The sequence below is a fragment of the Paracrocinitomix mangrovi genome (genome assembly GCF_019740355.2).
Taxonomy (GTDB): Bacteria; Bacteroidota; Bacteroidia; order Flavobacteriales_D; family Crocinitomicaceae; genus Paracrocinitomix; species Paracrocinitomix mangrovi.
The window spans coordinates 50,645-74,915 of record NZ_CP091819.1; the positions used below are offsets into that span (position 1 = coordinate 50,645).

Consider the following 24,271-nt stretch of genomic DNA (forward strand, 5'->3'; position numbering starts at 1 on the left):
TTTTGGTTAAAGTTAACGTAAGCCTAATCAATAAATGCATAAATATTTACTGCTTTTACTAACAATTTTTACAACATCTGGCTTTCATTCTTTTAGCCAAAGAGAGAATCTTCCTGTTGTAAATTTCACCTCAAGAGATTATGGGAAAGAATTCAATCCTGAAATCTATTGTACGGTACAAGATAAGAGAGGTGTAATGTACATGGGATCCGGAAATGGTTTACATGAATTTGACGGAACCAAATGGAACTATATCAAAGTAATGGCTGGTTCATATGTACGTGCATTGGGTGTTGATTCATCTGGAGTGGTGTACGTGGGAAGCAATGGTGATTTTGGTTTTCTAGCTCCTGATACTTTAGGTCAACTTCAATACAATTCTCTTTTAGATAAATTGCCTGAAGAAGATTGGTTTTTTGGAGAAATTTGGGCCATTCATTGCACAGACAAGTTTGTTTATTTCCAGGCACAAGAAGCTTTTTTTGTATATGATCTTGAAAAAGATACAGTAATCGCAGTTTATCCTACTGATACTTCTTCTTTTCATACTTCTTTTTTAATTGATGGAGAACTATATCTACGAGCAAGAGAAATTGGAATAGTAAAGTACGTCAATGGAGATTTAGAAAGGCTGAGAGGTACAGAAATGGTGAGAGATTTAGGAGTCTTTGGCTTATATAAACTTCAAGATGACTCCTTACTTATTTTGACTCAAGAGTTAGGAATTTGGAAATGGAAGAATGACGCAGCAGTGCAATTGCCAGAGGGAAATGATTTTCCACTTATTGACCTAAATTTATATGGTTCTGAAATGCTAAGTGACGGCAATATTGCCGTGTGGACCTTTACTTCTGGAGTTTATATTTTAAACAAAGAAGGTAAAGTTTTAAAGCAATTTGATCAGCAATCAGGCCTCACTTCAAATGATGTTAAAGGGATCTACGAAGACCGTGAAAATAATATTTGGTTGTCTACTGCTAACGGCGTTTCAATGGTGAACTATTATGCACCATTTTCTTATTATGGAGAAAAAGCCGGCATAAGTGGAAATATTGTTGCCATGCAAAGGTTTAAAGGACAAATGTATGTTGGAACCTCTGTAGGTTTATTTGTACAAAGCAGTGATAGAAAAAGAATTTTTGAAAATACAGAGTTGCTGAAAGAAACGGTATGGGATTTTTGTGTTGTAAATGACCGATTGTATATGGCTACTCCCCGAGGAGTTTTGAGTACTACAGATGGTAAAAGTGTAAAAGCAGAAACTTCTGTTTGGGTTGAGGCTAACGCTATTAGGTTCTTTGACAACATGGGGATTTTTGTTGTGAGTGGTCCAAAAGGAATCTTTTTATTTAATCGTAATTTTCAACAAATTAACAGCTTTGATCAGGAGTTGTCATTGTCTTTAGGAATTGAACAAGATCCGACTGATCCTGGAATTATTTGGGTTGGAACAGTGTCTAGTGGAGCTTTTAGAATTAAGTTAAATGATGGTTTTGTAGTTGATCAATTCACAGATTTTGATGGATTGTTGGATGACATAGGAAAACCATTGATGTATCATGATTCACTTGTGTTTGGTTGTAAGCAGGGATTATCTTATTTCATGGATGAAGAAGAAATGAAAAAAGGATTGACAGAAGAAGAAAAAGAAGATCCTTTAAATTATAGAGGTATGTTCCAGGTGCAGGATATGCACTCTTATACAACAGATGGACAATTTTTATTCTTGAAAACAAGTAAAAAAGGAGATTGGTTTAGTGATGACAATTATTCAATTGGATATTATGACCACGAGAAGGCTGAGTTTATTCGCATGCCATTTAAAGGAATTGATGTTGGTAGAATCAACAGGTTTTATTTAGAGGAAGATGGAACACTTTGGGTAGGTGGTTCTGATGGATTGTTAGGATATACACACAGAAAGAAAGATAATTACGAAAAGCCTTATAGTACGCTCATCAGAAGTTTTACAATTGGAGGTGATTCATTGATGTTTGCCGGAGCTTTCTTTAATGATGGTGAAATGTCTAACACTCAAACAGATAATTACTTGTTTAATATCGATTATCACTTCAATGACGTGAAATTTACATTCTCTTCAACGTATTTTGAATATCAAGAGAATATTCAATATGCCTTTAAATTAGAAGGATACGATCAAAATTGGACAGATTGGAGTAAGAAAACAGAAGCCAACTTTACCAACTTGAATGAGGGGGATTATACGTTTATGGTAAAGGCTAAAAACGTATACGACGTAGAATCAGAAGTGGCAACTTTTAAATTCACCGTATTACCACCTTGGTACAGAACTGCCTGGGCTTACGCTTTATTTGTTTTGTTATTGATCTTGTCATTCTTTGTAGGATTTAGATTGTTTAGTTTAAGATTGAAGAGAAAAAATCAGTGGTTAGAAGGAGTAGTTGAAGAGCGTACAAGAGAAATTAAAGAGAAAAATGAGGTGTTAAAGCACCAGAAACAGGAGATAGAAGACAGTATCAATTACGCCCAAAGAATTCAGCAAGCCATTTTACCTCTAGAGGATGAAATGAAGAAATGGTTGCCAAATTCATTTGTATTGTTCCGTCCAAAAGATATCGTATCAGGAGATTTTTATTGGTTCACAGAGAAAGAAGATCAATTGGTGTTTATATGTGCCGATTGTACCGGACATGGTGTTCCGGGGGCTTTCATGAGTATGATCGGGTCTGACAGATTGAATATTATAGTTGGTGAGCGTAAAATTATTCATCCGGGACAAATATTGTCAGAACTTAATATTGCGATTAAAAAATCGCTGAAGCAAGATGGGCAAACCGGATCTACTAAAGACGGAATGGATGCAGCAGTTTGTACAATTGACCTTAAAACCAATGAGGTGAGATATGCAGGAGCTAATAGACCTTTATGGATTGTGCAAAATGGAGATATTGAGGAGATAAAAGCTACTAAAGTTGCGGTGGCAGGATTTACACCTGATGATCAGGTTTATGAAGAGCACGTCATTAAAATAGAGGAGGGGATGAAGTTTTATATGACTTCTGATGGATATGCCGACCAATTTGGAGGAGATAGAGGTAAAAAACTGAAGGTGAAAACAATGAAAGAGTTCATCCTCAATGTTTGTAACAAAGACTTTGACAAACAAAGGGATGAACTTGAAAAAAGTTTAATAGACTGGATGTCAGGATTTGAACAGATTGATGATGTGTGTGTAGTTGGTTTCGAACCTGTTACTGGATCTCTTTAGACAAGGCAGGCAAATGTTGAATTTGCTTATTTGTCAACTTTCCTTTTCCTATTAATAGTAAAAACTGTGTTCTTGTTTCAACAACAGCTATAATCTTACGGACACTACCGTTTTTCTTTTCACCAAATACAGCTACTTTTCTGTTGCCATCAACATCTTCAAGCAAAGATTTGTAAGTTCCCTTTGCAGCTATTGCGTTTTTAGCGTAGTTAGAGATTTGTGTTTTATCACCGTAAAAATTGAGGTATTTTAAAGCAGTAAGAGACTGCAATACGTCAATAGCTTCAGGATAATCCTCATCAACAAATAATGACACAACCTTAGGCGGAACTACCTTGGCTTCCATGTCCTTATCGTTTTTGTGTTGCTTGTAAAATTCGTTGATTGGATGCGCCCCGTAAGCTACGGATACAAATAGAACGAAAAATAATCCTAATAATCTGTGTTTGTTAGCGGTTAAGTTTGTCATGACGAAAGTTTTTAGTTTGTATTGTTTTAATTTCACATTGCTGTGATTGCTTCTGGTACTTATTTAACGCCTAGTTACATCATGGTTACACCTCTAAAACTTATAAATATTGACTTTGTAGTTGTTTAACGATTTAGGAATGTGATTTTTTTTTGAGAATTTAGTTTGATTTTAATTATTTTAGGAAGCCCATTATCAATTCCTTTAAAGATCAAAATATCAGTAAGTTTGAATGAATATTTTTTATTCTAAATATTTTCTTGATTTATAAAAAATTTTATTTCTATCTTTGCACCTCAATTCTTGCGAAATAATTCGTAAGTTTGCAGCCCGAATTTCAAATGAGATTCAACGTTGAATAAAGAATTTTAAGTCATGGACAGCATAATTAAAGATTTACAGAGCGAATTAGTTGAGGGGAATAATATTCCTGATTTCAAATCAGGATCTACTATTACCGTTCATTATAAAATTAAAGAAGGTAACAAGGAAAGAGTTCAGCAATTCCAAGGTGTTGTTATTCAACGTAAAGGAACTGGTGCAACTGAGACTTTCACAGTTAGAAAAATGTCTGGAAACGTTGGTGTTGAAAGAATATTCCCTGTTTCATCTCCTTTTATTGAGAAAATTGAAATTAACAAAGTTGGTAGCGTAAGAAGAGCTAGAATCTTTTACTTCAGAGAAAGAAGAGGTAAATCTGCAAGAATCAAAGAGAAAAGAAATCTTGCTGTTGAGAAAAAGAAGTAATTCGTTATCAATTACAGATAAAATTAAACCTGCTCCTATCGAGCAGGTTTTTTTATTTCATTTTGTTGAAGTAGAAAATTCTATCTTCAGAAACCATAATCAGCACTTTATTCTCTTTGATGTAGTATTTAGTACAATCAGGATAAGTTAATAGCTCTGAAAATTCGCCATCACAACAAAGTTCAGTGCAATTGCTGAAATATTTGAATTCAATGTTTCTGTCTTTTGTTACCTTGAACTCATTATCGCACTTATTTATCTCTAGATTATAAGTGACAATGGTGTCCTGAAAGTTAATGGTGTATTTAAAGTCTTTGCTCGTTTTTGACTTATGAGTTGGTTTAATTTCTTTACCGGTCATATTGTCAATGATATTGAATAGTTGCCATTTTCCTTGTAGCAATGAATCAATTTCTTGTGCATTAGCATATCCTACGCTAATAAGCATAATTAGTAGTAGCCCAATCTTTTTCATTGAGTTGAATTTACGAAATTGATTGCTGAATTACAAGCGTTGAAGAGGAGTCTTTACTCCATCAACTAAACTATAGCAGGCCAATTTGTCTTTAAATACAGATGATTTAAAGATTGATTTGTTTAGTAACATTCTCACACATTCCTGTACTCCTTCAACAATTGAAGGGTGAGGGTGAATGAGTTCAGCCAACTCAGAAATTCCTTGCTTTGTTTTAATTTGAAGCGCAACAGCCTGAATAGCAGAGGAAGCATGTTCTCCAACTGCACGCATTCCTAAAATGCGCATATCTTCGTCATTGGTGACAATGATTTTAAAGAATCCTTGTGTTTTACGCATGGCAATTGCACGTGCCATTACTGAGTAGTCAAGTTTTACAACTTTAACAGGAATGTTTTTCTCAATGCATTGTTTTTCATTCATCCCTACGGACGCCACTTCTGGTTCAAGGAACATGATAGTACAAACGTTATCATAGGATAAACGCTCAGTTTTTCCACCAAAAATACGCTCCACAGCATGACGGGCTTCAATTTCACCCATGTTAACCAATGCAATTCTACCCGATACATCACCGGCAGCAAATATGTTAGGAATATTTGTTTGAGTATCGTCATCTCCTAAATGACGACCTGTTTTACCCATTTTCAAACCTAATTCCTCCATCCCTATGTTCTGTAGGTTAGGTACACGCCCAACTGAAAGCAAAGCTTTCTCAACGCGAATGATTTCTTTGTTTCCGTCTGCTGTGATTTCATACTCTACTTCTCCGTCAACAATTTCCATGCGATCTAAAGAAGCCTTATGATGAATTGTTACACCGTGTTTTTCAAGGTTTTTAGCAACAATTTGAGAGATGTCATCATCTTCAAACGGAAGAATGTGATCACCTCTATCAATTAAATAAACCTTTGTTTTTCCAAAATTTGAAAATATAGTAGCGTATTCACAACCAATTACACCGGCACCAACTATTACTAAACTTTTAGGGAAGTCAGTAATCTGATCAATACCATCTGAAGTCATAATGATTTTCTCATCTACTTCAATATTAGGTAATCCTCTAGGTGATGAACCTGTTGCTATTATTACGTAATCTGTTTCTATTTTTTCAATCTCACCATCTTCTTTAGTGATTTGAACAGTATTTGGATCCAATAATTTACCGTAACCTCTTATATATGTAAAAAGGTCAGCTCTATTGGTTTTTAATAGTTTAATGTGACATGAATACTGAAATTTTCTTTCAAAAACTGCTTCTTCCAAGGTCTTTTTAACTTCTTCCCAAGATAGTTCAAATCTATCTCTACCCAGAGAAACAATGGTTTCATTGACGTTTTTAACTCTTTGAGAAAGTTCCCAAAGTGTTTTAGAACTGAGTGCACCATGATAAACACCGGCACCACCAACTTTTGATTTTTCAATCAAACATACGCGTTTACCGAAGTCAATTGCTCTCATTGCAGCTGCATACCCAGCTGGTCCTCCTCCTATAACTACAAGATCGTATCTACCTTGATTCATGCTTAATTCTTTCTAAAAAATAGATGGTTGAATATAGACAAAATTATCAAATCAAATCATACTGAGCGGTTACCTTTAATTTTAGTTGATTTTTTTTAACGATATTCAGGTGGTTAGTAGTCATTTATCCAAATTTTAATCGAATTAGTCGTATATTTTTTGTTCATTAATTTTCAAATAATTATATTTATTCTTGTTAGAAATATAACCCTCCGTAAAATTTGTCGTATAAATAAGGAGTTTTATCATTTATTTTATATCTTTCGGAGATAAAAATTAGCAATTAATCGCTATGTTGGCAGGAAATCCAGTTGTTGAAAAGTGTAATGCTCGCTTCCAGGAGATTTTTGGGGACTACAACAAAAATGCTTCAGGGAAGATTATAGTTTCGCACTTTGGGGAGTTTTCACAAGATCTTGTGAACTCTTTATCTACAAGCATTGAAGATATGATGCTGGAGTCTGGTGACAAAAAAGGAGTCGTTAAGAGAATGTTCAGTATTCTTGTTGAAGGACTTCAAAATATCAGAATTCATGGTGAACGTGATGAAGATGGTAATCAAGTTTCTTTCCTAATAGTTTTGCAAAATGAAGATAATTACAAAGTGACATTTGGTAATTTGATCAAAAGAAGCAATATAGATGGTATTATAGAAAGAATTGAAAGCCTAAACAAAATGGATAATGCTGAAGTGAAAGAACTTTACATGGAAGTATTGTCAAATGGTATCATGTCCAATAAAGGTGGTGCCGGTCTTGGGTTTATTACCATGTCTCTTAAATCAAAAAACAAGATTGCCTATATCTCTGAAGAAGTTTCAGATGAATTGGTATTCTTTTCTGTAAATATCGATTTAGAGAGATCTAAAAAAGGAGACGATTAATCTTCTTTAATTTTTTTAGCCGTTACTTTTTCATAAACAGCCTCGTACAAAGGAAGTATTTTTTCTAACGAAAAATTCTTTGAGTGCTCAAATGCCTGCAGTTTGAATTTATTCAAAGTCTCTTCACTTGAAAGTATGTGTAAAGCATCCTTTGCCATTTTTTCAACATCACCAACATTGCTTAAAAATCCCGAATAACCATCTTGGTTCACTTCAGGTAATCCACCTGCATTTGAGGAAATAACCGGAACTCCTGATGCTAAAGCCTCTAAAGCGGCTAATCCAAAACTCTCGGTTTGCGACGGTAATAAAAACAAGTCACTAATACAATGAATTTCAGAGGCAGATTGAACGTTCCCCATCATGGTTACGTCTTGACATACACCAAGTTCTTCACAAAGTTGTTCAATTTTAAATCGCTCAGGTCCATCTCCGGCAAGAATTAACTTAGCTGGTATTTTGTCTTTAACTTTTTTGAAAATCTGCACTACATCTTCAATTCGTTTCACTTTTCTGAAGTTGGACATGTGGCAAAGAATTTTCTCTCCATTTGGAGCAATTTCTTTTTTGCGTTGCTTTTCTTCAGCTCCTAATTCATGACAATATGAGCCGGGCTCAATAAAGTTTTGAATTACTTCAATCCCATTCTCTATTGCAAAGTGCTTATATGTATCGTCTTTTAAACTTTGGCTCACTACCGTAACTGCATCAGATTGGTTAATACTAAATGTAATTACAGGTTCAAATGCGGGATGTTTACCTACCAAAGTAATGTCCGTTCCATGAAGTGTTGTGATATAAGGAACGTCTATACCATGCGTTTTAAGAATTTGCTTGGCAAAATAAGCGGCAGATGCATGTGGAATTGCATAATGAACATGCAAAAGGTCAAGTCCTTCATATCTCACTACATCCACTAATTTACTTGTAAGAGCCAGCTCGTATGGTTGATAATCAAATAATGGATAATGAAAAGGCCTTACCTCATGATACCTAATATTTGGATGAAAATGATCAAGCCTCACAGGTTGATTGTAAGAAATAAAATGAATTTCATGACCCTTTTTTGCAAGTGCTTTACCAAGTTCAGTAGCTACAACGCCACTTCCTCCAAACGTAGGATATAATACTATTCCAATTTTCATCTATCTATAAATAGGTTCATAAAGTTAACACTTATGAGACGATTAAGTTGATTAAAAATTTCATCTATTTTGTAAATAGCGCTAAGTATCTATTTAACAGCAACAGAAGAATAGTTTTAATTTGAAGAATCACTTAATTGGTTGGATGCCGCATTTTGACATGCCGTATATATTACGTCTTGAATTTTTGTTCGGATGTTGTCCTTTACAATTTTCCAGTTCATGGCATCTGGATAAACTCGATTACTTAAAAATACATATACTATTCCCTTGTCAGGATCTGCCCAGGTAATAGTTCCTGTAAAGCCCGAATGTCCAAAGCTGCTCAAAGAAACTTTGTCACATGTTGGTCCACCATCCAATGATCTAACCGGTTTGTCAAAACCTGCACCGCGTCTGTTTCTTGGTCCAAATTGACAACGTGTAAAATCAGCTATGGTGTCTTTATTTAATAATTGGTCTCCGCCATATTCACCATCATTTATCAACATGTACATTAAAGTTCCCAGATCTAAGGCATTTGAAAAAAGTCCGGCATGGCCACCTACACCACCTTGCATTGCTGCTCCCGGATCATGTACGTCACCCCAAACCAAATGTTGTCTAAATGAAGTGTCTTGCTCTGTAGGTGTTATTCTGTCTAATGGGAATTTGTATCTAGGATGATAAGTCATAGTGCTTAACCCCATTGGACCATAAAAGTTTTTAGCTACATAATTTTCTAATTGTTCCCCGGTTTCTTTTTCAATGATTGCTTTAATAAAGTAATAACCTAAATCGGAGTATTTGTAATTCTTTTTTCTCAATCCTTTTTGAGTAATTGTTTCCAATATTGTTTTTTCATAATCACTGGAGATGTACAAATTTTCTGAAACGCGGTGGTTAAACTTTGCAGATGAATCATGTGAATATATTTTCATATCCGGTTTTCCGTTTTCAAGTGTTTTTGTGTAAAACGGAATCCAAGCTATTAGACCGGCTTGATGAGCCAGCATTTCTCTCATTACCATGCGTTCATACGGAGTTGAATCAACTACTTCGGGTAGATACTTTGTTAATCTGTTATCTATATCAATGATGCTGTCGCCTTGAAGTTTTATTAGAGATATAGTGGTTGAAGCAATTTTAGTGATTGAGGCTAAGTCATAAATGTCAGATGTTTTAACTGCTCTAGTTTTTTCATATGTATGATAGCCAAATGCTTTATTGTAAAATACATTTCCGTCCTTAATAGCAACAATTTGACACCCTGGAAATGCTTTTTGATGAATAGAAGTTTCAGCAATTTGATCTATCCCATATAATTCATCAGATGAAATTCCAATTTCTTCAGGAATTACATGACTCAACCTGGTTTTTTTATCAAATGTCAAACCTAATCCTGCAGGAAAATCAGGTGAAGCAGTTACAGGTAGTTTACCTTGAGGAACAACACCGCCAAAAACCACTTGAGCGGCAGCATTATTTGTGTAATCATTGTCTTCATAAGCTACCAAAATGGCTTTGGTTTGAGATAAATCACCAAACTTGTCTAATACATACGGATTGCCAAATAAAACAGTAATAACATCTTGCCTTTTACTTATTATTTCATGAATGGCAATCATTTGTCTCGTAACACCAAAATTACTCTTAGGATTGTTGGTCATTCTGTGAAATCCTACAACTACTCTGTCATATGCTTCCAAATCACTCAATAATTTTGTTTCTTCACTGGCAGACATAGATCGTGGAACCTGAATAGTAGAGAACTCAGTGTATAACTGCATTGTAGCATAAAATTGATTGTATTGAGAACCTCCTATGTTGAGGTAAACGGTAGAAATGGTGTCAAGTCTTTTTAAAGGCAAGGCATCTTCTTGGTTTTGAATTAAAGTAATGGATTGCTTCGCTAATTGATGATTTAAAACTTCAGCATCAATGGTGTTTAAATCTTCATATAAGCTATCGGTTTTAATCGGCTCAAAAATTGATATTCCTGCCCATTCTTTTGCTTTTAAAATTCGCAATACCTTTTCATCTAATTCGGTTTCAGTGATTTCACCATTCTTTACAGCGGCTTCTATTTTAGTAACAGCTAAAGGAACATCCAAAGGGAAAAGTATAATGTCATTTCCGGCCATAAGAGCTCTAACATCCATATCACCTGCACCATAATGGTCAGAAACTCCTTTCATCATCATGGCATCAGTAAAAACCAATCCTTCAAAACCTAAACTATCTCTTAATAAACCATTGACAATTTTTGCTGATAATGTAGAGGCCTGGTTAGGCGTTGCATCAAGCTCGGGTATATATAAATGAGCAACCATTATACTTGCTAATTGTTGCGCTATAAGTGATTTAAAAGGATATAATTCTAATGAATCTAATCTGTCAAATGAATAGGGAATTGTTGGTAAGGCTTTGTGAGAATCCATGTCAGTATCCCCATGTCCTGGGAAATGTTTTCCGCAAGCCAAAACACCTTGATCTTGCATGCCTTTCATATAAGCAATTCCATATTTAGCAACCAGTTCACGGATTTCTCCAAAAGACCTGTTATTGATAACCGGATTTGCTGCATTGTTGTTGACATCAATTACTGGAGCAAAATTTACGTGAATTCCCATTCTTTTACACTGTGCGCCAATTTGTTTACCCATCTCCAAAATCAATTGATCATCAGGTAAAGCTCCCAGCATCATTTGTCTTGGGTAATTAACCGTGCTGTCTAAACGCATAGAAAGTCCCCATTCTCCATCTATTCCAATCATCATTGGTATTTTGGATTGCTTTTGAAGACGATTGTATATGTTTACTTGATCTGTTGGATGTCCTTTAAAAAAAATTAAACCACCTAATCCATGTTCAGCATTAATAAGTGTTTCCAATTCTTTTAAATGTTCTTCTCCTTTTTTAGGATGAACAGCCACCATAAATAATTGGCCGATTTTTTCTTGAAGTGACATTTTGGCCAATTGATTTTTGGCCCAGTTACTGTTTGAATTTACAAATGCCGGTGTAGATTTATTATTCGTGTATGCGTTGTTTTGAGCATTTAAATGGATGCTGAAAAGTATTGTAAATGCAAATATGAAGTGTTTGTACATATAAAATGTTGGTTTTTAATCTTTTGCGAGGGAGGATTGATAACCAGAAACTCGCCATTTGACGAATTTATTAAATACCTATAGCAGAAATCCTGCCATGGCATGCAATTTGTCCACTTTTAAGTGTGGATGGCATGTCAATTATCGGTGAATAACTTCTGGTTTTAATTGAATTTAATCTCACTATATTTGTTGTGCAAGCCGTCTTTATTATTTGCAATTTCCCAAAGTATTGGGCCAAAAAACACAAAATGATTAGTTGGAATAAATACAATCTATTTAAGTTACCTAACAAACATAGGCGGTTTGAGTATGTTCCAAGGTATTACGATCCAAGGAAAGAAGAACTTGAAAAAAAGATCAGGGCTGCTCAAAAAGCTGCCGCCAAGAATGGAGGAGAAGGGGATGCTTCAATTGCTCGAGAATTGTCTTTTAGACAAAACACCTCTGATAAATGGGGGAATTCTGAGTACAAAGCACAAGCAATGCGCTCAAATTTGCGTCTTGTAATAATTTTCATAATTGTTTTGATAGGCTTCTATTTTCTGTATCAATACCTGGATGATGTAGGTGCATTTATTGATAAAGAAACAGGAAAATAGTAGGATGTCAGACGTCATAAAATTACTTCCTTCACACATAGCTAACCAAATTGCGGCTGGAGAAGTTGTACAAAGACCCGCTTCAGTAGTTAAAGAGTTAATTGAAAATTCAATTGATGCCGGTGCGGATAAAATTGATCTTGTTGTCAAAGATGGAGGTAAGACTTTAGTTCAGGTTATTGATAATGGATGTGGGATGTCAGATACTGACGCCAGAATGTCATTTGAACGACATGCAACTTCTAAAATAGCCAAAGCAGATGATTTGTTTGCCCTTCAAACTAAAGGGTTCAGAGGAGAGGCATTGGCTTCTATTGCAGCAATTGCACATGTTAGTTTAAAAACAAAATTACATGATGCTGAATTGGGAACAGAAATCATAAATGAAGGTTCTAAAATTGTTTCTCAAGAAGCTGTGATGTGTTCAAATGGTACATCCATTGCAGTCAAAAACTTATTCTTCAATGTACCGGCAAGAAGAAATTTTTTGGGTAAAAACTCAACTGAATATCGCAAAGTACTTGATGAGTTTTTGAGAATTGCCTTGGTGCATCCCGGTTTACATTTTACCTTTCATCATGATGGTGAGGAGATTTATAACTTACCACCAAGTAATTTAAGACAGCGAATTGTTCAGTTATATGGTGATGCATACAATGAAAGATTGGTTCCTATCAATGAGGAAACTGATATTGTTAAAATTTATGGTTTCATCACCAAGCCTAACTATTCAAAATCAAAACCTGATCAAAGTTTCTTGTTCGTAAATAACAGATTCTTTAAAGACAGATATTTTAATCATGCTATTGTAAATGCTTACGAAGGTTTAATTGCTTCAAACAAATATCCACCATATTTTGTCTACTTTGATGTGCCTACGCAATCTATTGATGTTAATGTTCATCCAACAAAAACAGAGATAAAATTTGAAGAGAATCAAGCCATTTATGCATTTCTAAGAAGTGCTATCAAACAAGCTTTAGGACAATTTAATGTTGCTCCAACTTTAGATTTTGAGCATGAATCAACTTTTACCACTCCAGCATTAAAAAAGGGTGAAACGGTAAAAATGCCTGAGATTAAAGTTAATCCAGACTATAACCCTTTTAATACAGGAAGTAGTGCATCAAGTTCTTCTACTAAATCTGCCGGTGTAAGTGGAGATGTAAAATCAAATGGATTCAGTCAAATTCAACCTAACAAACAAGATTGGGAAAATTTTTACGGAGAAATTGAAGAAGAAAAGCATAATGAAGTAACTGTTTCGTCTTCAATGGATGTAGATGATGAGGAAGTGCTGAGCGGAGAAACCAAGAAACCCGTTCAAATCAAAGAGAAGTACATCATGAGCTCGGTAAAAAATGGATTTATATTAATAGATCAGTACCGCGCTCATATGCGTATTTTATATGATGATTTGTTAGGGGTAAATGACAATATCCAGGTGCAGCAATTGTTGTTTGAGGAGCGAATGGAATTGGAAAAACATGATTTGCCAATGTGGAAAGAAATAGTTGAATCCATAAATGATTTAGGATTTGATTGTGAACTAGAAGGTGATGTATTGGTTATTAAAGGACAGCCTGCTGTGGCAAAAGATCAAAATCCGGTGGTTTTAATACAGGGGATCTTTGATACTTACCAACATGATGAACAAGATGAATCTGTTGAGATTAAAACCAAGTTGGCAAGATCAATTGCGGCAAATGCGGCCTTAAAAGGTGGAACTGTGCTTACAATAGAGGAAATGCAATACATAATTGATGCATTGTTTGCTTCTTCTTCGCCACAGATTGCACCTAACGGAAAAAAGATTATTGAAACGTTCACTATGGACGAAATAACAAAAAGATTTAACTGATGTTTGGAAGTATTTTTAGGAATATGCCTCAGGTAACTAAGAATTTATTGATTATAAATGTCTTACTATTTCTGGCAAAAATTGTATTGGTGAATCAGGCAATTAACTTGGATGAGTACCTTGCAATGCATTATCCAACTTCACCTTTTTTCTATCCGCATCAAATTGTAACCAGTGTTTTCATGCATGGAGATTTTACACATCTCTTGTTTAACATGTTTGGGGTTGTTTTTGTTGGTAGTCATTTAGAGCGAATTTGGGGCAGTAAACGATATCTTATATTTTACATGTTTAGTGCAATTGGAGGGGTAATTTGTGCCACGGGAATACATGCTATAGAAATGTATCAAGCAGCCGGTTCTTTAGTTCCGGATATTACTTTATCTGCAGAACATTTTCTTGACGGACAAGGCGATTGGATGGTAAGTTATAACTATGCAAATCTAGGCGGGTATGAAGCTGAACAATTAAAATCTATTATAAATATCAGTTTAGGTCAAAGTTTAGGAGCTTCGGGAGCATTATATGGAGTTTTAATGGCGTTTGCAATGTTATTTCCAAATACCGAATTTATGTTGATTTTTCCTCCAATACCAATTAAAGCTAAATGGTTAGCATTGATACTAGGAGGCTTTGCCGTGTACAGCGGAGTTACAGGAACTGCAGAAGGTATAGGGCACTTTGGGCATTTGGGAGGAATGTTGTTTGGCTTTATTTTGATTAAAATCTGGCAAAAGGATAAAACCAAATTCTACTAAGTCATGCAAGAACAATCTATCGGGCAATATTTGAAAAACCTGATTAGAAATTCAGGAATGTATGGTAAGTTGATTTTGATCAATACCATAGTTTTTTTGATTTCGATTTTTGTAGGAATTATAGGAAAGCTTTATGTAATAAATGGTGCTTTAGCAACATTCTTTGGCATATTTGGCGCTCCAGGAATTAAAGAGGTTATTTATAAACCCTGGACCTTAGTTACACAACTTTTTACACATTTAGATTTTGGTCATTATTTTCTCAATATGATCATGCTTTTTCTTATTGGAAGAATTTTTGTTCAACTATTAGGAGAGAAAAAATTACTTTGGACCTATCTATTAGGTGGTATTTTTGGATATTTAATAAATGCTTTGGCTATTGAGGTATTTCCTGTTTATAATCACAGAGATATACTAATTTTTGGTGCCTCAGGAGCTGTGTCTGCGTTGTTTGGAGCAGTAGTGGCTTATAGACCAAAATTACAGGTTCATCTCTTGTTTTTTCCCAACTTTGGAATTCCTATAATAGCATTCTTTATTTTTTATGTTCTAATGAATCTTATTGGAATGTCTGAACCAGAAGGACAGGTGAGTACTGCATATTTTGCCCATTTGGGTGGAGCTTTGTTTGGATTCTTATCTGTAATTAATGTAAATTCGTCAAAGAATTTTATGAATAGACTAGAAAGATTTTTCTCCAAATTCAGTTTAAAAGGCTTGTTTAAACGCAAACCAAAAATGAAAGTGTACACTCAAGATGAGGTACAAGAAATGGATGATGATCAATACAGAGATGCTCAGGCTGCAAAGCAAGAGCAAATTGATGCTATTCTAGATAAAATTTCCAAAAAAGGGTACGAAGGGTTGACTAAAAAAGAAAAAGAATTGCTGTTTAATGAAAGCAAGCGAAAAAAGTAGCCGACGCACCCATTGGATCCTTAAAATTTTTCTTTGGATCAACATTTTAGACGCTTTACTTTTAATAGGTGCTTATGTAAATACTCACATATCTCCTAATTCTATTCCATATATTTCTTTTTTAGGATTGGGATACCCAATTATTTTAGTAATAGCACTGCTTTTCATTATTTTTTGGCTATTCTTTAAAAGAAAATACGCCCTAATCTCTATCATAACCATTCTAATCGGATTTAATCACTTTAGACATTTTTATGCCATCACTTTATCGCAGTCTGAATTAACTAATCCCGTAAAAGTGATGTCTTTTAATGTGCACGTATTTGATGTGTACAATAAACAAAATAGAGTAGAGAATAGGAATAGTATTTTTTCTTTTTTAAATGATGAACAGGCAGATATTCTTTGCTTTCAGGAGTATTATCACCATGAAAATTCTAACGAATTTGTTACAAAAGATTCCATGGTGAAATTATTGGATTTAAAATATATCCACGAGAGATATACCCATGAAATGTCGGGGCAAAGATATTTTGGGGTTGCCACATTCTCTAAATATCCAATAATCAATAAAGGAGAGATTCCTTTTGCAAATGACAACAATAACTACTGTATTTATTCTGATATTAAAATCAATGATGATACTGTAAGGGTATTTAATGCGCACATAGGATCTATACGGTTTCAAAGTGATGATTATGACTTCTTTGGAGATCCAAATGGTCCAATTAGTAAAAGCAAAGAAACAGCCGGAAGAAGAATTTTAGGGAGAATTAAACAAGCATTTGAAAAAAGAGCAGTGCAAGCTGAAGCTGTTCGTAGACAAATAGAAGCCTCACCTTTTCCTGTAATTGTTTGTGGTGACTTAAATGATACTCCTGTATCTTATTCTTACAGACAATTTAGTGCTAATTTAAATGATGCATTTGTTGAATCGGGTAATGGTGTAGGGCAAACCTATATTGGAAAGGTTCCGTCAAATAGAATTGATTATATTTTTCATGATCCAACTATGAGATCATCCAACTTTACAACACATCAGGTTAATCTCTCAGATCATAAACCAATTAGTTGTTTAATTGAAATGCCTCAATAATATTCAGTTTTACTTTGGAACTGAATTTGTTAACTTTGGGGTATGAAGTATCTATTTGCACTGTTTTTAATGATTGCTTTTTCGACCTTTGCACAAAAAGTTCCTGAGCACTGTAATCAAATTCCATTTGCTAAGGTGGATCAAAATGCAACGCCTAAAGATGATCTTCAAAAATTAATTGAAAAAGAATTGCCCAAAAAGTTAAAGAAAGGAGACTATAATGCTACTTTAAAACTGTATGTTAATTGTAAAGGAGAAACAGAGAAAAGTACTTACCAAAACGGTAATCTAGATACTGATCAACAAAGCTGGCTTACCAATATCATTGATAAAGTAAAGTGGAAAGCAGCAGTAAGAGAAGATAATTACGTTACTTCAACTGTTTTTATTGAAGTATCCATTATAAATGGAAAAGCATCAATTAAAATTTAAACGTATACTGAAAAACAGCTGTTCTCATTTGCTCTATTTTTAATGGCCTTAGAGAATATGTTTTATTTTCAATGTTCTTCACAACTACAGCAAACTTATGTTTGTAGTCTTTTCCAAAACCGTAAGAAACTCTTAAATCCTGAACAATATTTCCATTGTTCTTTTCATTAAAGAAATCTATATAATAAATTCCCTGAAGGGTTCCTCCTGTTGATTGAGTTACAACTTCAAAAGCTGTAATAGCCTGATCAAGGTTTTCAAGTTTTGAAAAGTATTTAAATGTATATCCAATACTAAAACCATAAAAATCTAATTGTAAATCTGCTTTAACAGTGTGTTTGAATCGATATTTAAGTACATTAGTTGTAGTATCATAGCTTGTGTTGGCAAATGAGAATCCTTCTGTATTGTTAGGATTAAAATCTTCTGCATATACATAATCAGGATCTAATGTAATTGGGTTGATATAGTTGTATCCAATCGAATGTACAAATTCCCAATTTTTGCCAACCTCTGCCTTACCATTTAAGGTAACATCAAAGCCGGTTACTTTTGAATCACCTGTATTAAGGAATTTAAAACCTGCTAAAGGTTCTCCTGCTATAAAGTCAGGATCAGGATCCCAAAAGCCAAATAGATATTCTATCGTATTACTGTATTGTTGTAAAAAAGCGGCAACATCTAACTGAGCCATGTAATCTTTAATTTTAAAACCTTGATTAACTCCAACTTCGGCATTCCAGCTTTTTTCCGGAAGTAAGTCAGGATTTTGGTAAACACCAAAAGATCCCACAGCAGTAGAAATGTACCTCTCAGTAATTGTTGGAAATCTAAAGCCTTGGCCATACGAAGCTCTAAGGAAAGTAGCTTGTGTTAATTTTAAATTAATACCTGACCTAAAAATTGGGTTCCATTCCTTAATGGTATCATTCATTCTGTAATGCTCTGCTCTGGCACCTACTGATAAGTTTAATATTTTCCAGAAATTCTTTTGAACCTCTGCATAGGCACTTAAGTTGAACAAATTGTTAGTTCCGTCACTTGTTTCGTTTTTATACAATTCGGCATTTGAGTCATTGTATTGAGATGAAACTCCACCAATAAAATCAAAGGCTTTGTCTTTCAAAAATTTGAATTCTTTTTTGAATTGATAGTCAGCATAATACACTCTAGATTGATTAGATTGATTGGCAGACATCTCATTGTCTGTATACATCATTCTCATTCTCAAGCTGTGTTTTACGCCAATTTTAGAAGCGAATTCAATAAAAGGATCTACATAAAAAATGAGTTGGTTTTGCAATATAGCAGCACCCGGATATGCTCTAAAAATACCTGAAGTGTCATCCAGCCAGGCCAGAACCATATTGGTTTTTTGGTACATGAAATTTCCATTAACACCATATGATAATCCTTTAATACGATTATTTCTGTGTCTGAAATTGAAGTTTAATCGAGCTCTTTTATGTTGCATTTGTTTGTCCGTAAACTCCTCTGATACTGTATCAACAACAAAAGGTCCTTTGATTGGTCCTCCAATATATCCATGATCCCAATTGAGATTTCCTCCAACTACCAAATCAAAGTTTTTCTTGATGATTCTGCTGTGTAAAAAGTTCATTCCATGAATAAATGGATAATCACTCCACCATGTGGCCGAATCACCTTCAGGCTCTGAATAAAAACCTGAATAAACATTGATTTTGGTCATGGGTTTACTTTTAGGATAAGCCGTTCTAATATGGATTGCTCCGCTCAATGCGGACGCTCCCGAAAGTACAGAGGACGCACCTTTAACCACCTCAATTTGTTCAATGTTTTCCACAGGTATAAATCCCCATTCGGGTCTACCTGCATCACCTGACAACATGGGCATGTCATCAACTAATACTGCTACTTTACTACCTACTCCAAAAGTAAAACCACTTCCTCCTCTTATTTGCGGCTCACCATCCATGATATTTAATCCGGGAGTTTGATCAAGAATACTTTCAATGCTACGAGTATTTTTATTGTCTATCAAACTAGGTTTGATTACTTCCATAGAGAAAGTAAGTTCTTCAACTTTTTGATCAAATTTTCCTACAACAATGTCGACTTTATTCAACATCTTAGAATGCATTTGATGGTCCAAAACAATAGTTTGCCCGTCGGCTATATCTACTTCAACTGTATCGTTTACCATTCCAGTAAACTTGTAGATCAATTTGTGTTTACCGGCAGTAAGATCTAACGAATAATTACCATCTAAATCTGAAACGGCTCCTATAGACGGATCAGACATAAGTAGGATGTATGCGCCAATAATTGTTTCCTTGGTTGTTTCGTCTGTAATTTGACCCTTTACAGTTCCTTGAGCAGATGCACTATAACCAATAAATAAACTAAAGAATAGCAGTAGACTTAATCTCATTGAAAAAATAAAACCGGCTCATTTAAAAAAATGAGCCGGAAATAATAATGTTAATATTGAACTTTACCTGTAATGATTTTATCGCCATCAATTATGCGATAAACATATACTCCTGTCGGAGCATTTAATGCAATATTCATTACTGATGCATTTATCACTTCAGATTGAATTCTTTTACCGTCAAGACTAAAGAATTCAGCAGTTGATCCTGTTGCGATTCCTTCTTGAACTATTCTAATGAAGTTATCAGATTTGAAAACCTTTAAAGTAATGTCTTCACTTTCTATGCCTGCATAACCATTTACGATAATTGTTACTTCGTTTGATGTTTGCATATCTCCAGAAAAATCACTCTCGCAAATAATATAGTAAGTACCCAGGTTGGCAAAGTTTGGAGTATATGAAGTGGTAGTTTCAGCTACAGTAAATGAAGCGTAACCTGAACCAGATGTATTTGACCACATCCATTCTCTTGAACTTGCAGCAGATGGAGATTCAGTAGCAGTTAAAGTATTACCATCTGTATTCCCTAAAAGGGTTTGGCTAGCACTAGGAGAAACAGTTACACTATTTACTCCCGGATCAACTACAACAATTTCAACTTCATTTGAAGTAGCTGTTTGTGCTCCAAAATCAGTTGTACATACTACATAATAAATACCAGCACTAGCAAAGTTCGGAGTGTAAGTTGTTCCTGTTTCAGCAACAGTAAAAGAACTATAAGGTCCTCCTGAAGTTGTAGCATATAACCATTCTCTCGTAACATTTACGGCATCTGCACTAGTAGATTCGGTTGCTGTAAGTGTTGTTCCGTCAGTATTGATATTTATGTTTTGCGAAGCTGCAGGTGCAATAGTTACATCAAGCGGATTATAAATTAGTTCGATATCATCAAGCCATAATTCAGAATCTGTAATAGATAAAGTACTATCTCCGGCAGCAGCTACCATTAATATATAATCAGGATAATTGTTGTTAAAATAGTTAACCGGAATTGAAAATCTAGTCCAGTTAGCTTGAGCTGTGAAAAATTCATTTTTGGCTTCACCTACCCAGTGAGAATCAACGCCTCCTTGCTTTGGAAGAGCCCCTTCTTGGGTGTCATCATGTAAAAGAATATGTACTTTTCCTTTATCACCTCCAACAGGAGAATATTTGTACCATCCAACTAAACTATCAGGTCTGTGTGTAACAGGTGTATTCCATTTAGCATCATTAGGGTCAGTAAATACATATGCGTCAGATGCTGTTGTACTAGCCAAAGCTCTACCATTTGTAATAATTCCATTAGGTGAAACTCCAGCCAATGAATTGTAGGCAGCTACTTTCAAATGAACACAGTAACTTCCTGTATGAGCACTTCCGGCTTGCCATAATACTTGAGGCGCAAATGCTGCAAGTGTACCAGGAGTTGCAGTTTTAAGTGAGCTATAATCTGTTGGTTCTTCTGAAGGATTTCCAACATTTTCCCATGTTTCAAAACTTGCATTTTCAAAAGGCTCCTGTCCAAATGCCGATAATCCAACAGCAAAAACTGAAGCAAAAAGTATAATTCTTTTCATACGCTTGTTAATTGGTTTAAACCAAAAATACTAAAAAATAAATCCGAAAATCACTTTTTTAACAAGTGGCAATGCTTGTGGATAAAGTGTTTGTTGTTATTTGCGACCAAAATCTGCAGGAATTTCTCCCCAAACCTTTGTTTCCCACTTCAGAATAGGATTCTTATAAGTGTTGTTTTTTAACCAGTGTTCAGCCCTTTTAATAAGCTGTTGAACATCAGCAGGCGGCTGCTTGTTGGTTCTACAAATTTTTTGTCTTACCCATCCCATGGCAATTCTTGAATCTGAATAGATTGGAAGGATATGCATCTTTTCATCCTTTTGCTGTTTTAAGTAAGCTAATGCATGTACAAGTGCTAAAAATTCACCAATATTATTTGATCCTTTTTTATATGGCCCAACCCTAAAAACAACTTCGTTACTAAATGTCCAAACACCTTGATATTCAAAATCTCCTTTGTTATTACAAGCAGCATCTACGGCTAAACTAAGTTCAATTGGGTTTCCAATTTTTTTAAGTGTATCCTCATCTAGATCCTTTGTTTTTTTGTAGTCACCATCCTTGTATTTGTCAGGATGCTCAGTGAATGCTTTTTCCGCTAATTGCTTACTGCCAAATGTTTTGTAAATAGGTCCCTTGACACCCTTAATATTTTCCAAAACATCTTTCCATTCAGTATAAATTCCAGGCTTGGTTCCATGCCAAACAACATAATAATATTGCTTTTTCTTATCAGAAACGTTGTACGTTTCCTGATCTCTGAAGGCTAATTCAGCTTCTTGTCTGGTTTTAAAAGATTTGAATTGGGCGTTGGGATATCCTTTAATTTGTTGTTGGCATTTTTCCCAACTATCATAGATTCCCGCTTGATGCCCTTCCCAAACTACATAGTATTTTTTTTGCTTGGCCATTGATCAAAAATACAATTTCGTTGGAATAAAATGACGTTTCGTAGAAAACAATAAATATTTAGGAAACAAAAAGTGGGAAAAATGTTTCCAATGTAAAAATCATATATAAATTTGCAGCCATGGAGGCGAAAAAGAATGAAATTTTGATGAAGGCCAGCGAGGTATACATGAGATTCGGAATCAAAAGTGTTACCATGGATGATATGGCCAGGCAGTTGGGCGTTTCTAAAAAAACCTTGTACCAATTTGTAAAGGATAAAAATGATCTGGTAGAACAATGCGTAAAGTTGCAGCATACTGAGGAACATAGTATGATGGATGAGATTGTACGTTCTACGGACAATGCTATTGAACAAATCTTGAAAATGAGCCGTTTGATAATCGGCATTTTAAATGAGATTCATCCTTCAATATTTTTTGATTTAGAAAAATATCACCCATCAGCAATGCAAATGATGCAATGCCATAAAGATGAATTTGTAGGTGGTAAAATTGAAGGGAACCTAAAATTGGGAATTGAGCAAGGACTTTACAGAGAAAATATCAATCCAAAAGTAATTGCAGCAATTTATGTTTCAATGATTGATTTTGTCTTAGGTGGTGAATCTATGAAAGATGTACAGCTTAAAAGAGATGAAGTTTATTCAGAGATGTTCAGATATCACATCAGAGGAATAGCAAGCGAGAAGGGATTAAAAGTATTGAAAGAATTAATAGAGAAGGACGGAAGTCTCTCTCACGAGATTATATGAATCTAATAACAAGTAAAATGAACAAAACACTTGCATTTGTATTAATGTTGATTTCGGCTTTTTCGTTTGCCCAGGAGCAAACTAGCTTTTCTTTAAAAGAAGCAGAGGATTACGGAATCAATAACAACGAAAAAGTAAAGAACGCACTTCTAGATCTTGAAAGTGCTGAAAAACGCATTTGGGAAACTACAGCCATAGGTTTGCCACAGGTAAAAGCTGAAGGAAATTTCCAAAACCTTATTGATATCCCAACTCAGGTGGTGGATGCTACTCTTTTCAATCCATTAGCTCCTCCGGGAACAGTTATGGAATTTCAAATGGGGCAGAAGTACTCCACTTCTTTAACTTTTAACGTAAATCAATTGATTTTTGATGGTTCGTATGTGGTGGGATTGAAATTTGCCAAGTTTTGGAAAAAGATGAACGAGAATGGTGTTGAACGTTCTAAGTCTGAAATTAGAACTATGGTGCGTGAAGCATACTACAATGTTTTAGTTACTAAGAAGAATGTAGAAGTTTTAGATTCTATTTTGGTGGCAACTGAAAAATTACAACAACAAACTCAAGTATTGTTTGATAATGGTTTCTTGTTAAAAGAAGATGCAGATCAAATCAAGTTAACATTGAATAAAATCAATACAAACAAAAGAACTGCCGAAAAACAAGTAGAGATCGCTACCAACTTATTAAAGCTACAAATGGGTTACGATTTTGATCAACCATTGTCAGTTACTGATGAATTGGATAAGGTGTTAGAGGAAATTTTAGTAGAATCTCCTGTTCAAAAACAGTACAGCATTCAAGACAACAGTAATTATCAAATGTTGTCTGAACAAAAAACACTGGATGAGTTCAATGTAATGAATGAAAAAGCAGGTTATTATCCATCTGTTGGTGCTTTCTTCCAACATTCTCAAAATGCATATAGAAATGAGTTTGACTTTTTTCAAGATAAACCTTGGTATCCAACAACTATTTGGGGGATAGGAGTTCAAATTCCAATCACTACTTCAGGAATGAAAGTGATGAAGGTTCAACAAGCTGAAATAAAAGTTGAGCAGGATGCTAATAACATTCAAAATTTGGAGAGAAGTATCAAATTTCAAGAGCTACAATTGAAAGCACAATTTCAAATTGCTTACGATCAAATGATCATTGAAAAAGAAAATGTGGAATTGGCAAAATTCATTTATTCTCAAGCTCTGAAAAAGCAAACAGCTGGAGCAGTGAGTTCGCTTGAAGTAACACAATTACAAAACCAATTATTACAGGCTCAGGGAGTTTACATCAGTTCAGTTTTAAACTTGCTAGATGTTAAAGTTCAGCTTGATAAATTATTCAATCAATAAAATCACAACCAAAGAAATAATTCAAAAA

The 24,271-nt window shown here is 34.6% G+C and carries 19 protein-coding genes; 11 read left to right on the top strand and 8 right to left on the bottom strand.

Translation table 11 applies throughout. The features are described 5' to 3' along the window. Positions 1–34: 34 nt before the first annotated feature. Complete coding sequence (locus tag K6119_RS00185; protein WP_221834578.1) at positions 35–3,250, top strand: SpoIIE family protein phosphatase; 3,216 nt, start codon at positions 35–37, stop codon at positions 3,248–3,250. Here K6119_RS00185 and K6119_RS00190 read toward each other — a convergent pair. Next, positions 3,234–3,719 (bottom strand): DUF4252 domain-containing protein, encoded by a 486-nt coding sequence (locus K6119_RS00190; protein WP_221834577.1) that lies wholly within the window; start codon positions 3,717–3,719, stop codon positions 3,234–3,236. The two genes, K6119_RS00185 and K6119_RS00190, sit on opposite strands and share 17 nt — an antisense overlap. A gap of 375 nt (positions 3,720–4,094) precedes the next feature. Between K6119_RS00190 and rplS the strand changes: the two genes are divergently transcribed. Next, positions 4,095–4,466 carry a 50S ribosomal protein L19 gene (rplS, locus tag K6119_RS00195; protein WP_221834576.1) on the top strand — a complete coding sequence of 124 codons (372 nt, stop codon included), beginning with the start codon at positions 4,095–4,097 and terminating at the stop codon, positions 4,464–4,466. 52 nt (positions 4,467–4,518) lie between these two features. Here the strand turns inward: rplS and K6119_RS00200 are convergent, their stop codons facing one another. Together K6119_RS00200 and K6119_RS00205 are read right to left on the bottom strand one after the other, a co-directional pair. Then, a complete protein-coding gene (locus tag K6119_RS00200) occupies positions 4,519–4,941 on the bottom strand; it encodes a hypothetical protein (RefSeq protein WP_221834575.1) in 423 nt (140 codons plus the stop codon). A 30-nt stretch (positions 4,942–4,971) separates the two neighbouring features. Continuing rightward, positions 4,972–6,465: a dihydrolipoyl dehydrogenase family protein gene (locus tag K6119_RS00205; protein WP_221834574.1), complete on the bottom strand. Its 1,494-nt coding sequence runs from the start codon at positions 6,463–6,465 to the stop codon at positions 4,972–4,974. Positions 6,466–6,757: 292 nt separating this feature from the next. On the opposite strand from K6119_RS00205, the gene K6119_RS00210 reads away from it, so the two are divergent. Beyond that, complete coding sequence (locus tag K6119_RS00210) at positions 6,758–7,348, top strand: SiaB family protein kinase (RefSeq protein WP_221834573.1); 591 nt, start codon at positions 6,758–6,760, stop codon at positions 7,346–7,348. Here the strand turns inward: K6119_RS00210 and bshA are convergent. Both bshA and K6119_RS00220 read right to left on the bottom strand, forming a co-directional pair. Continuing rightward, positions 7,345–8,493 (bottom strand): N-acetyl-alpha-D-glucosaminyl L-malate synthase BshA, encoded by a 1,149-nt coding sequence (gene bshA, locus K6119_RS00215; protein WP_221834572.1) that lies wholly within the window; start codon positions 8,491–8,493, stop codon positions 7,345–7,347. The genes K6119_RS00210 and bshA overlap by 4 nt on opposite strands. Before the next feature lie 116 nt (positions 8,494–8,609). Beyond that, entirely contained in the window at positions 8,610–11,585 is a 2,976-nt protein-coding gene (locus tag K6119_RS00220) for a glycoside hydrolase family 3 N-terminal domain-containing protein (RefSeq protein ID WP_221834571.1), read from the bottom strand. A gap of 251 nt (positions 11,586–11,836) precedes the next feature. On the opposite strand from K6119_RS00220, the gene K6119_RS00225 reads away from it, so the two are divergent. From K6119_RS00225 to K6119_RS00250, 6 genes are read left to right on the top strand one after another with little or no spacing between them, the layout of a single operon-like run. Continuing rightward, a complete protein-coding gene (locus K6119_RS00225; protein WP_221834570.1) occupies positions 11,837–12,187 on the top strand; it encodes a hypothetical protein in 351 nt (116 codons plus the stop codon). A gap of 4 nt (positions 12,188–12,191) precedes the next feature. Then, a complete protein-coding gene (gene mutL / locus K6119_RS00230) occupies positions 12,192–14,048 on the top strand; it encodes a DNA mismatch repair endonuclease MutL (RefSeq protein ID WP_221834569.1) in 1,857 nt (618 codons plus the stop codon). Beyond that, positions 14,048–14,806 carry a rhomboid family intramembrane serine protease gene (locus tag K6119_RS00235; RefSeq protein ID WP_221834568.1) on the top strand — a complete coding sequence of 253 codons (759 nt, stop codon included), beginning with the start codon at positions 14,048–14,050 and terminating at the stop codon, positions 14,804–14,806. The genes mutL and K6119_RS00235 overlap by 1 nt, the downstream gene beginning before the upstream one ends. A gap of 3 nt (positions 14,807–14,809) precedes the next feature. Further along, positions 14,810–15,727, top strand: coding sequence for a rhomboid family intramembrane serine protease (locus K6119_RS00240; RefSeq protein WP_221834567.1), 918 nt, complete (start codon positions 14,810–14,812; stop codon positions 15,725–15,727). Further along, positions 15,705–16,823 carry an endonuclease/exonuclease/phosphatase family protein gene (locus tag K6119_RS00245; RefSeq protein WP_221834566.1) on the top strand — a complete coding sequence of 373 codons (1,119 nt, stop codon included), beginning with the start codon at positions 15,705–15,707 and terminating at the stop codon, positions 16,821–16,823. The genes K6119_RS00240 and K6119_RS00245 overlap by 23 nt, the downstream gene beginning before the upstream one ends. A gap of 42 nt (positions 16,824–16,865) precedes the next feature. Then, positions 16,866–17,255, top strand: coding sequence for a hypothetical protein (locus K6119_RS00250; RefSeq protein WP_221834565.1), 390 nt, complete (start codon positions 16,866–16,868; stop codon positions 17,253–17,255). Here the strand turns inward: K6119_RS00250 and K6119_RS00255 are convergent. The 3 genes from K6119_RS00255 to K6119_RS00265 all read right to left on the bottom strand — a co-directional run bounded on the left by K6119_RS00255 (position 17,245) and on the right by K6119_RS00265 (position 22,142). Beyond that, positions 17,245–19,668 (bottom strand): TonB-dependent receptor, encoded by a 2,424-nt coding sequence (locus K6119_RS00255; protein ID WP_221834564.1) that lies wholly within the window; start codon positions 19,666–19,668, stop codon positions 17,245–17,247. The genes K6119_RS00250 and K6119_RS00255 overlap by 11 nt on opposite strands. Before the next feature lie 50 nt (positions 19,669–19,718). Beyond that, complete coding sequence (locus K6119_RS00260) at positions 19,719–21,230, bottom strand: T9SS type A sorting domain-containing protein (protein ID WP_221834563.1); 1,512 nt, start codon at positions 21,228–21,230, stop codon at positions 19,719–19,721. A gap of 96 nt (positions 21,231–21,326) precedes the next feature. After that, positions 21,327–22,142, bottom strand: coding sequence for a ribonuclease H1 domain-containing protein (locus K6119_RS00265; protein WP_418889083.1), 816 nt, complete (start codon positions 22,140–22,142; stop codon positions 21,327–21,329). Between the two features lie 119 nt (positions 22,143–22,261). On the opposite strand from K6119_RS00265, the gene K6119_RS00275 reads away from it, so the two are divergent. Both K6119_RS00275 and K6119_RS00280 read left to right on the top strand, forming a co-directional pair. Then, the gene (locus K6119_RS00275; RefSeq protein WP_221834562.1) at positions 22,262–22,894 is read left to right on the top strand and encodes a TetR/AcrR family transcriptional regulator; all 633 of its coding nucleotides are present in this window, start codon (positions 22,262–22,264) and stop codon (positions 22,892–22,894) included. Between the two features lie 17 nt (positions 22,895–22,911). Continuing rightward, on the top strand, positions 22,912–24,243 hold the full coding sequence (locus K6119_RS00280) for a TolC family protein (protein WP_221834561.1): 1,332 nt from the start codon (positions 22,912–22,914) through the stop codon (positions 24,241–24,243). Positions 24,244–24,271: the final 28 nt, after the last annotated feature.